Source organism: Bacteroidota bacterium (assembly GCA_039111535.1).
Classification (GTDB): domain Bacteria; phylum Bacteroidota; class Rhodothermia; order Rhodothermales; family JAHQVL01; genus JBCCIM01.
Genome location: JBCCIM010000211.1, coordinates 1 through 10,881 on the forward strand (window position 1 = coordinate 1; position 10,881 = coordinate 10,881).

Below are 10,881 nucleotides of genomic sequence, written 5' to 3' on the forward strand. Positions count from 1 at the left end.
AATTTCTCCACTTCCGGCGACTCAGGCAGACTAGAGACGCAGTCGTCAACGTACAGGCTTTGCATCAGAAGCTTCAGGAATGCCATCTCCTCCGCACTGGCTTCGGGGTGATCGTTGGGACGATCTCTCTGCCGCCTTCCCTTATCGAGGAAGCTGTAGGGCCGGAAGATCCAAGCATCGTGAACGCCGCGCAGTACTTCAGGATTGCTACCTTCTGTTCATTCCTGAATATGTTGATCGGCTTCAGTCCGAAGATGTTCACGAACCTCCTGAACCGGGTAGAAATGCTGGCCGGTGAGGAGGCGGATTAAGGGGATCTGTAATCTTTCACAAACACCCACTGGTTGTGGTCGTTCTGCCTCAGTATGTAATATTGGAGGCGCGGTGCGGAGCTGATAAGCGAGCCAATGAGTGCACCAGCGCTTGCACCGGCAAGTGTAAACAGGTTTGTCAGGATGCTGCCCAGGCCAAGCGGTACGTCTTGTCTTGCTTCTGCGGTCAATACATATCCGATACCGGCACCAGCGCCTGTTGAAACAAAAAATGCTGAAATTGATGAGCGCGGACTTTTGCGGTACCTTACGCCAAGCCTGTCAACAGTGGCAACAGGCGCGCTGCTCCAGGTATCATTTTCGGTAGTTTGATAGCGCAGCGAATCATCTCGTACAGCAATTGATGCTATGGATGTCACACTTCCGTCGACGAGGTGTAGCGTACCATTTCCAATCGCTAACTGCTCTGCTATTGTATTAGCTGCAATGGATGAAGTTAGAACAGTCTGCTGGGAAGCGCAGCTTGAGAGTAAAAGGCCGGCAAAGATCAAATATTGCGATCGCATATGAAGAGCTACAAATATGTGCTTGGGTACCTGCACATGCGTATTGGTGCGTGAATTAGCGACAGTGGGCTACAAAAAGGAGAATACCTGCCTCTTTTTTGGTAGATTTGATGCACGTGCCATACGTTCCCACTAGCTATGCCCTTTTCTACCCCGCGAATTGCGCTCCTCGTCTTTTTGTGTTTGTTATTTGTACGGCCCGACGTGCGTGCGCAGGCACAAGTAGATTCGCTTGAGCAAGTGCTCAGACAGGCTACGGGAGCCGGCAGAATTCCCGTACTGCATGACCTGACCCGTGCCCTGCGCGGCCCAGATCCCGATGAAGCCAGACAGTACATCCAGCAGGCACTCGATCTCTATCCCTCCAGCAATAACGACAGCCTGCATGCAACTGGCCTTTTATTGTTAGGCACAATTCACATGCGTACCGCGCAATTTGACAGTGCCGTTGTGCGGGCAATGGAAGGGCAAACGCTGGCGCAACTGAACGGCGACTCATTACATCTGGCACATGCACTGTTATTGCGCGGCGATGCCAATTTTCGACTGCGAAATTACGAGGCCGCCGTCGATTTTACACAAGATGCCAATACAATTTTTGAACAGCTCGCTGATTCGATGGGGCAGTCAATGGCATCGTTGTCGCTAGGTAATCTTCAAAACAACCTGGGCAACTATGCTGCAGCGCTGGGCTATTACGAGGTGGCGGCCAACATACAACTTGCGCTCGGTGACGACACGCGTTATGCCACAATTCGATCCAACATGGGTGTAGCAAATCGCCGGCAGGGGGACTACGCAAAGGCCATCGAGAACTATTTGCAAGCCTTGGAAATCTTTGAAGCTCAAAATGCGAGTCTCCGTAGTGTAAACGTGGTTACTAACCTGGGTGTGCTGTACTATTTTTTGAATGAGTTTGAAGAAGCCCTTGAATTTCATACGCGGGCGCTGGCGCTAAATAAAGCGCTGGACCGGCCAGATGGCATTGCCAATGCACGCTCAAACCAGGGTGTAGTCTTTAATGAACTTGGGCGATTCGAAGAGGCGCTGGAGGCCCACCGGGAAGCAATGGCACTCGAAGGAGAGCTTGGGGATAAAGAAGGCGTAGCCAATGCCCTGAACAACATTGGACTGGTATATTTCAACCAGCGTAATTATGAGGAAGCCCTTCACTATTACGACGAATCCCTCATTATTAAACGTGAGATTGGCAATCCGGAAATCATTGTAAACACGCTGCACAACCTCGTGGATGTTCACCGCGAAATGACAGATGACACGGAAGCTTTTCTGGTTGGCAAGGAGGCGCTGGAAATAGCAGAAAAGACCCGCAATATGTCGCTGATCCGCGATAGCCAGCAGAAATTGAGTGCGCTGTATGAGGCATCCGGCCAGTTTGAAGAAGCCCTCACTGCATACAAGGCCTACAAAACTGCCCACGATTCACTTTTTAATTCGAATAGCCAGTCAGTAATTGCCGAAATGCAAACGCGGTATCGCTCTCGTGAAAAGGAGCAAACCATTGCTTTGCTCGAAGAGGAAAAAACAAACCAGCAGCTCTGGATCGGTATACTGCTGCTTGGCCTTGTGTTGATTGCAGCTGTTGCCTTGTTGGGATATAACGGGTACCGCATTAAAAAAAGGGCATTACAATCATTGGACGCTGCATATGAAAACCTGAAAACGACGCAGGCCCAGTTAATTCAACGAGAGAAACTGGCTTCGCTGGGGCAACTTACAGCCGGTATTGCCCATGAACTCAACAATCCCCTCAACTTCGTCAATAATTTCTCCCAACTCAATAAAGAGATGATCGATGAGGTAGCTGCTCACGACGCATTGCCGGCGTTAGGATTGAAACCCATAATTGAAGACATCCGCCTAAACCAGCATAAAATCCTCGAACACGGCCAGCAAGCAAACCAGATTGTGCGATCCATGATGAAGCACGCACAGGAAGGCTCAGGTAAAAAACAGCAGGCAGCGTTTAATTCACTGGTGGATGAATATCTGAATTTTGCACAACATGGCGCCCGGTTGCAGTATGAGGCATTACAGCTTGAGATTGATCGGCAATACGATACAGATATTGGCCTCGTCAATGTCATCCCGCACGAAATAGGGCAGGTGGTGATCAACCTCTTCAATAACGCCTGTGATGCCATAGTAGAGCGCGCCAGTGCTGCTGGAACGCCGGCAATAGGCAATATCCTGGTCTCCACGCAGCGTTCGCAGGATGCCATCATCGTGCAGATCAGCGATGACGGTGCTGGTATTCCTGAGGCTATGCGAAAAGACATCTTTGTGCCCTTTTTTACGACAAAGGCTCCGGGGATGGGTGTTGGCCTGGGGTTGAGCATCAGCCACGATATTGTAACCCAAGCGTATGGCGGTACGCTTGTGCTTTCTGAAGCAGATGCGTCGGGCGCAACGTTTACCCTTACATTTCCTGATGCACGGGTAGAGCACCAGCCAGTAGGTACATAAAAAAGCCCCGCCGGCTGACCGGCGGGGCTTTTCCTCTTGTCTCAATAGAGGGTACAAATTTGTTATCGGGTTGGGTACCAAACCAGCTTGCCATCGCGGCCAAGGTAGCCGTAGTTCGTCAGGCGGTTGTTCTCGTTGTTCGGGTCGAGCGTTTCAAGAATCACCGAAGCAACGCCTTTCTTGAAGGCAAACACCTGGTCATAGTCTGCTTTGCCGATCAGGTTGCCTGACTTGTCGATAAAGCCCCAAAAACCATCAATCAACACGGCTGCGCGGCCTTCAGAGAACTGGCGAGCATCTTCAAATTGCGGCTCGATCACAATTCTGCCGCTTTTGTCTGCATAGCCCCAGGTATCCGTAGTCTCACGAACGGGTACGAGGCCATCACCAAAGTTGCCGGCTTCGATGTACCGAGGCGCAACAACCGTATTGCCATCTGTGCCAATGAAGCCCCAGCGGTCACTAATTTTGATAGCAGCCAGGCCTTCGTAGAATCCCCGTGCTTCAGCAAACTGAAAGTTGATCTGCATGTCGCCGGTGTCGTTCATATAGCCGTACTGGTCGGTGTCGAAGTCTTGCACCAGTGCGAGGCCATTGGAGAAGTTGTTGCTGCCTTCCTCTTCAAAGTCGTCGAGGTCGGGCGTGTTGATTGTGCGGATGATTTCACCGCTGATATCGATGTATTCCCACCGGAAGCTGGCTGTACGGATAAAGGCACGGCCCTCTTTGAAGCTGAGCGCTTCGGTAAACTGCGGGTTGATGGCAAACGCGCCTGACTTGTTGATAAAGCCCCAGCGGCCGTCAATTTCAACGGCAGCAAGGCCTTCCTGGAACGCCCGGCCATTTTGAAAGCGCGGTTCGATCGCCCATTCGCCACTTGGCGCAAGGTAACCAACGCCGCCGTCACGGACGCGGGCCAGCCCTTCTGAGAAGTAGTCACCGCTGTCAAATTCGGGTTCAATCCGAATGCGGCCGTTTTGGTCGATGAAGCCCCAGTTGCCTTCAATGCGCACTGGGAAAAGTAGAATGCCGTCGTTGCTGTCGGCGCCGTCTTCGCTGGTCAGGTCGCCAAGGAAATCGCAGCCGACGAGCGCTGTACTTGCTAGCGCGAGCAGCAGCAGTGTCAGGATAGGAGTCTGGATAAATTTTTTCATTTTAAAAGTACCGGTACTAACGCTACGGGTGGCAGATCGTTGATTAGATGGGATGTCTTGATACGTGGATTAATTCATGGGATACCAGACGTACTCGCCGGCACGGTCGATATAACCAATCCGTGGATTGTCTTCGATGTTGCCAAAGAATACGCGGGCAAGTCCACCCGTAAAGGAGGAGGCGCCGTCAAAGCTGCGCTCCATTGCAACGCGTCCCGTTGCTTTGCTAACAAAGGTCCAGTCGTTGTTCAGGCGCACAGCAGCCATGCCTTCAGAGAAGGGCTGTGCTTCGTTGAATTCGCCAAAAACAACAATCTCACCGCTTTGGTTGATGAACTCAAAACGGTCATCAATTTCAACAACAGCGAGGCCTTCTGAAAAGTCTTCAGCCTGGTCAAACTGTGGCGAGATTTCCGGTTCACCGCGCGTATTCAGGTAGCCCCAGCCTTCTCCTGTTTCAAACGGCGCGAGGCCTTCTGAGAAGTTGCCGAGCGACTGCACAGTCAGGCTAGGCTGAATGGCAATTTCGCCCTGTCGGTTAATGTAAACCCAGCCATTGAGGCCTTCTACAGCAGCGAGTCCTTCTGAGAAAGGCCGGGCATCGCTGTAGTTTGCAGGAATGATCACTTCACCGCGGCTGTTGATATATCCCCAGCGGGTGTCGATTCGAACCGCAGCGAGTCCTTCAGAGAAGGCTTGTGCCAGTTCGTATTGCGGCGCAATCACCTCGGAACCACCTTTGTTGATGAATCCGTACAGGTCGTCGAGGCCGGTGCCGCGTACAAAGGCCAGGCCTTCTGAGAAGCGGCCGGCAACCTGGTATTGCGGTGTAACGGCTACGCGCACATCTTCTGCGACGTAGCCCCAAACTGCGCCATCCTGTATGGCAGCCATGCCTTCAGAAAAGTCGCGCGCATTGTCGTAGCTAGGGATAAACGTGATTCTACCCAGGCCATTGATGTATCCCCATTTGCCGTCAATTTTTACGGGATGTAAAATGTTGGCGTCTCCTTCGATAGAATCATCGGTACCGGAAACGAGGTCGCAGCTCATAGCACCTGTTGCAAGCAGCAGGCAAAGGAGTGTTGTGAGAAGGCGCTGATGTTTCAGCGTGTCAAAAGAGAACTTCATTTTTTGAATTAAAATGTTGGGAGGCTCAATTTCTATTATTAATACGTACTGCGAATGCAGCGTTTTTTGCTGTAGTTGCAGAATGCCGGCTTAAAAAACCTGAATAATTAATTGGTCGATGGATGGGTCTTCTTGGCGCAACATCAAAAAAGGTCAGGGCGGCTATACTATTAATTCTGATTATTTACTTACAAAGCCTGTGCCCGATATCTCGAATGCTGGATACGAAGTGCGCAATTTTTTTTTGCAAAACACACCGCGTACCCAGCATCCGCATTCAACAGAGGTGCTGGCGGTTAGCAATCATCATTTAACCAGTACCATCTTACGCGTCTGGGTACCCGAAGGTGTTGCCAGGACATAAACGTAAGTACCGCTTGGCAGGTTGCCTGCATCAAATGTGGCTGCATGCTGTCCTGCTGCGTGATGACCATTCACCAGTGTTCGTACCAGTTTGCCATCAACGGTGTAAACCTTGAGGCTTACGGAGCCCGGTTGGCTCAGCGTGTAGTTGATGTTTGTTGCTGGATTGAACGGGTTCGGGTAGTTCTGCTGGAGCTCAAACGCTTCAGGTAGATCATTGGTCTCATTGCTCACGCGGATTTTGTTTTCGATAAAGTCGATGCGCGGGAATGACGCGCCCATCAATTCATCTACTTCTGTTGCCGGCAATCCAAACCAGTCTTGCAGAATGGCTGCGGTAACCGAGCGACCGTCTGTCAATGGCGCAGCATCACCACCGTAAAGCTGACTCACGAGGTCCGACTGCTGTCCGTATACGCCCCGCTTGATGCCTTTGCCGGCAAACATAAGCGAGCCACCGGCGCCATGGTCGGTGCCGCGTGATCCGTTTTCGCCCAGTGTACGGCCGAATTCAGAGAAGGTCATAAGCAGCACTTTCTCATCGAGTCCGTCTGCAGCCATGTCTTCCATGAATGCGGAGATGGAATCTGCGAGTGTGCCAAGCAAGTTGGCGTGCCGGCCTTCTACCTGGCCCTGGTTGGAGTGCGTGTCAAATCCGCCAATAGAGACAGAAATGATGCGTGATCCGAGGCCCCCACGAATGAGGCGGGCAGCAGCGGCCATGTTCTGGCCGAGTCCGTTTGGATAGTTACCTGCGAGGTTTGTGCCTGCGTTTGCTGCGTTCTGGATAGAGGAAACGTAGCTCAGCGCTGCGTTCGCGACGGAACGGACATACCGTACGGGATCTCCATAGGCAAACGGATCGAGGCGCGTGTCGCCGGCATCAAAAAGCCCGCGACGTGCAATTTCTTCGATGAACTGAGAGTCGCCAAGGCTTACACCCAGGTTGCCATATTCACTCTGGAAGAGCGAAACCGGGCCACCGATACGAACAGCCATTGGGTGTGTCAGCGGGCCATTTAGCCCATCAATCACTTTGGCGGCATAACGGCCCCAAATACCCGTTGAGTGGTTTACGTTGTCGTTTGTGCCCAGGTCGCGGCCACTACCTGTTGCCCAGTTTACCGTGCCTGCAAAGTGCGAGCGCGTTGAGCTGGCATAGCCGGTGTTGAGCACCGTGCCGAACTTGTTGTCGTTCCACAGGTTGCCAAGGCTTGCCATTGCCGGGTGCAGGCCATGGTCGTTTTCCAGGTTTACAACCGATCCTTTGGGGATAGCGATTGTTGGGCGCTGGACGTAGTATTCGTCGATTTCGTAAGGCACAACCATGTTGAGCGCGTCGTTGCCGCCGTTCAACTGGACGAGTACAAGCACGCGTCCGTTTTCTTTGGAATTGTTGAGTGCCTGAAGAATAGGGGAGTGGCCAAAGGCGCTAACGGGTGTGCCGTTGAGCATCATGCTTGCGCCGGCAACGCCGAAGCCCATCCGCGACATAAAGTCTCGGCGTGTCCACGCTGCGTGGTCCTGGCTGTGGGCGGCGCCATCCTGGAGTCGGCTCCCGTGGCGATTGAGGACGCCCGGGTCGTCGTGGTTACAATTTTTGTGATCTTGCATGGGATTGATATCTAAAGTCAAAATTCTCTGATTAGAGGGGCCTTTGATCCACTAGTGACAGTTATAACCTGGCACTTCCCTGCTGAGGAGCGCGATGTAGTTCCCGAGAACCCTCCGCGCAATGTCTTTCTCAGAGTTGGATCCTTCGACGATGTCGGGCCATTCGTACCAGGGCATATCACCCAGCATGACCTTAGAAACATTTGATACGAGGCTGTCATCCAGCACGTTTTGTGGGGGAGGGGTGTCCGGGTCTCCGGCAAACGGATCGTCCACTTCGCGGATACTTGCGAGATCCAATGGGATCGGGATGAACGTGCGGGCGAGGTCTTCTGCAATTTTGAACGGATTTGCAGGATCGGATACTTTAATTGCTACTTCGATGGGATCGAAATCGCCAGCAGATCCGCTGGTGAGATCTGCAATAATATCCCAGCGTGCAGGCAGCAAACTTGTTGTGAGCCACTTGTAGTCGCCACGGGCACCGGCAGAGTCAGGCGGGTTAATGCCTGGCCACCCAGCAACGTTTGGCGGATTGAATAACTCCATGCTCAGCGAGCGAGGCTCGAGTTGCTGGCGGACATATTCAAGGACATCATCCGTTGGCGCTGTCTCGGTTTCGTTAAGGAAGCCAATCAGGAAGTCGATTGGGCTCTTCACGCGAGAACCGTAGTAGCCAGACGAGAAGAAGCGCTTGCTCGTAAGCAGGGCCCGAAGCACAGGCTGCAACTCGTAGTTATTGTCTACAAAGATTTGTGCAAGCTCCTGCACAAAGGCTTCGTCGGGCTCAGGGTTGATAAAGTACGTGTAGAACTTACGGCTTAAATACTGGCCGATCTGCATGCCGCGCTGCGCAAACAAGAAGTCAATCAACTGGCCATATTCAACCTCAGGATCGCTGTTGCCGGCGAACGCCTGACCAAAGATTGTTTTGTTGCCCGCATCGTGCAGGCTAGGCTTCGGGTCTGTGCGGAAGCGGAAATCGTCTACCTGCCATCCGGTAAGGACCCGGGCGATATTGGCGATGTCCACTTCACTGTAATTGGCCGCACCATTGGAATCAAACTGACCCATGGTGAACAGCTCGAGCAGCTCGCGGGCGTAGTTTTCATTCGAGCCGGCTGGTTGGCCTTGCTCGTTTGTCGTTGGCACATTGGAGTTGTTGTCCAAATAGATCATCATTGCCGGATCAAGACCGACCTCATAGATGAGTTCTTTGAAGTTGCCAAGTACACTGGTGCGTAGTAGACGGTAGTACGTATAGCCGTAATAAGGTTTTTCGTAATTAGAATAGCCTGTAACAAGATGGTTATGCATGAGGAGCGTTATCTTTTCGATAAAGCCCTGTTCTTTCATGCGCCATATCCATTGTTTCTGGAGATCGTACATATCATCCAGATCACCGTCGTTTTTGTTTTTGTACCACGATGGGGCTTCTGGCAAAGCATTTTCAGAAGCTTCTTGGAGGATAAAATCGACAGCCTCTTCTGCTGTCATACCAATAAAGCCGTTGACTCTGCGTAGTCTGGCCCCAAACTCGGTTCTGGTAACCAGATGCCGGGCGTCTTCGCGTGTCAGAGGGGTGGTATGCGTTTCAATATCAGCAGCGGCTGAAGCGGGGACGGACTGCGGCTTCGCTTTTTGTTCTGTGAGTCCGAGGAAGCTACGTCTGTTCATGGACATCCCAAATTTAAGTGGAGAGTTTTGTAAAGTCGTGTGCTAGGGCCTCATGGTAGTGGAGGGGCGCACCTGGGGGAAGGAGAGGGATGAACTAGCCATACCGTTTCTCTATCCATTTACTGTGCCAAACCACATTTTTTGGTAGAAATATTTCCAGCGGCAGTTGAAATTGCTGTTTGAGATGAAGCGAAAGCACGGGGTGCCCGGATACAGAACGGAACGCGGCAGGCACCGGAAAAGGTGGGTCTAACTTACCTGCAATATAGCTTAAATTGCAGAGAAACTAAACTTTTTGCAGGAAACGAGGGAATTCTAAAAGGTGTGTCGGGTGGAGAAAGCATGTAGCTGATTAAGGTATCAGCAGAGCGATGCAAAAACTTAAGGGCAAGAAAAAAAACTATACGATGTATCAAGGACACCAATATCCAGTTCTACGGTGGCTTTGGGGGGCATCTGGAACGCGCCGGCCAATTCGGGTCCCATCTTGAGTGTGGCAGTGAGACTGGCAAGTAAAGGGCCAAAAAACGCTACTTTGCGCCGTTCACTTTCTACGATCCCTGTTTTCAGCCGATGGTATCGAACCCGGTATACTTATGGAGCACTGCAGGGATTTTGATGGTTCCGTCAGCCTGTTGTCCATTTTCGAGCAGCGTAGCAACAATGCGCGGCAGGGCAAGGGCGCTGCCGTTTAAGGTGTGCAAAAACGCAGGTTTCTTTTCTCCAGCTTTGCGATAGCGGATGTTCATCCGCCTGGCCTGAAAGTCTTCGAAGTTTGAGACAGATGAAACTTCCAGCCAGCGTTCCTGGCCAGCAGACCATACTTCAAGGTCGTATTTCTTGGCCTGCGTGAAACCCATGTCTCCTGTGCACATCAGGAGCCGGCGGTAAGGGAGCTCAAGTAGCCGTAGCAGTTTTTCTGCATCTTCGCGCAGGGCCTCGTGTGCTTCATAACTTTTGTCGGCCGGCACAAAGTGAACCAGTTCGACTTTGTCGAATGCGTGTAAACGGTTGAGGCCGCGCACATGTTTGCCGTATGAGCCGGCTTCGCGGCGGAAGCAAGGTGTAAACGCACAGTATTTAACTGGCAATTCCTCTTCGAGCAGAATTTCACCACGGTGAAAATTGGTCACCGGCACTTCGGCCGTCGGGATGGCATAAAAACCATCGCGCGGCATTTCGTACATCTGATCTTCCTTGTCCGGTAAGTTTCCTGTCCCGGTGGCGCTTTCTGCATTGACAAAAACAGGGGGCTGGATTTCTGTGTAGCCGCCTTCTGTTGTTGCTGTGTCAATAAAGAAGTTGATGAGCGCACGTTGCAGGCGGGCTCCTTTGCCAATCAAGAACGGAAAGCCGGCGCCGGTTACTTTGGCCCCGCGCTCAAAGTCGAGCAGGCCATGTTTGTCCGCCAACTCCCAATGAGGCTGCGGCGTAAAATCAAACGTAGGCAGTGTATCCGACTGCCATGCCACCTGGTTCTCCTCCGGTGTTGCCCCGACGGGAACGGATTTGTGCGGGATGTTGGGGACCTCGAGGAGGAGCTTGTGTAGTTTGTCTTCGATAGCGCGAGAAGCCTCTTCCAGCGCCTTTTGTGATGCTTTTAGGGCTGAAGATTCT

General features: G+C 52.1%; 8 protein-coding genes. 2 read left to right on the top strand and 6 right to left on the bottom strand.

Annotated elements, in window-relative coordinates:
* A partial coding sequence (locus AAF564_22895) for a hypothetical protein (GenBank protein ID MEM8488414.1) occupies window positions 1–311 on the top strand: 311 nt, incomplete at its 5' end.
* Here the strand turns inward: AAF564_22895 and AAF564_22900 are convergent.
* Window positions 308–838: a hypothetical protein gene (locus AAF564_22900; protein ID MEM8488415.1), complete on the bottom strand. Its 531-nt coding sequence runs from the start codon at window positions 836–838 to the stop codon at window positions 308–310. The two genes, AAF564_22895 and AAF564_22900, sit on opposite strands and share 4 nt — an antisense overlap.
* A gap of 138 nt (window positions 839–976) precedes the next feature.
* Here AAF564_22900 and AAF564_22905 point away from each other — a divergent pair, with 138 nt between their 5' ends.
* On the top strand, window positions 977–3,325 hold the full coding sequence (locus AAF564_22905) for a tetratricopeptide repeat protein (GenBank protein ID MEM8488416.1): 2,349 nt from the start codon (window positions 977–979) through the stop codon (window positions 3,323–3,325).
* A gap of 62 nt (window positions 3,326–3,387) precedes the next feature.
* Here the strand turns inward: AAF564_22905 and AAF564_22910 are convergent, their stop codons facing one another.
* The 5 genes from AAF564_22910 to serS all read right to left on the bottom strand — a co-directional run.
* Complete coding sequence (locus tag AAF564_22910; GenBank protein MEM8488417.1) at window positions 3,388–4,479, bottom strand: WG repeat-containing protein; 1,092 nt, start codon at window positions 4,477–4,479, stop codon at window positions 3,388–3,390.
* Window positions 4,480–4,548: 69 nt separating this feature from the next.
* On the bottom strand, window positions 4,549–5,610 hold the full coding sequence (locus tag AAF564_22915; protein ID MEM8488418.1) for a WG repeat-containing protein: 1,062 nt from the start codon (window positions 5,608–5,610) through the stop codon (window positions 4,549–4,551).
* 306 nt (window positions 5,611–5,916) lie between these two features.
* Window positions 5,917–7,587: a DUF1501 domain-containing protein gene (locus tag AAF564_22920; protein ID MEM8488419.1), complete on the bottom strand. Its 1,671-nt coding sequence runs from the start codon at window positions 7,585–7,587 to the stop codon at window positions 5,917–5,919.
* Between the two features lie 51 nt (window positions 7,588–7,638).
* Entirely contained in the window at window positions 7,639–9,264 is a 1,626-nt protein-coding gene (locus tag AAF564_22925; protein MEM8488420.1) for a DUF1800 domain-containing protein, read from the bottom strand.
* A 566-nt stretch (window positions 9,265–9,830) separates the two neighbouring features.
* The coding region (gene serS, locus AAF564_22930; GenBank protein MEM8488421.1) for a serine--tRNA ligase at window positions 9,831–10,881 on the bottom strand (1,051 nt) is incomplete at its 5' end.

What these genes read in the sequence shown, in the direction of transcription:
- AAF564_22900 (MEM8488415.1), bottom strand. Translation starts at nt 838, where the DNA reads ATGCGATCGCAATATTTGATCTTTGCCGGCCTTTTACTCTCAAGCTGC.
- AAF564_22905 (MEM8488416.1), top strand. Translation starts at nt 977, where the DNA reads ATGCCCTTTTCTACCCCGCGAATTGCGCTCCTCGTCTTTTTGTGTTTG.
- AAF564_22910 (MEM8488417.1), bottom strand. Translation starts at nt 4,479, where the DNA reads ATGAAAAAATTTATCCAGACTCCTATCCTGACACTGCTGCTGCTCGCG.
- AAF564_22915 (MEM8488418.1), bottom strand. Translation starts at nt 5,610, where the DNA reads ATGAAGTTCTCTTTTGACACGCTGAAACATCAGCGCCTTCTCACAACA.
- AAF564_22920 (MEM8488419.1), bottom strand. Translation starts at nt 7,587, where the DNA reads ATGCAAGATCACAAAAATTGTAACCACGACGACCCGGGCGTCCTCAAT.
- AAF564_22925 (MEM8488420.1), bottom strand. Translation starts at nt 9,264, where the DNA reads ATGAACAGACGTAGCTTCCTCGGACTCACAGAACAAAAAGCGAAGCCG.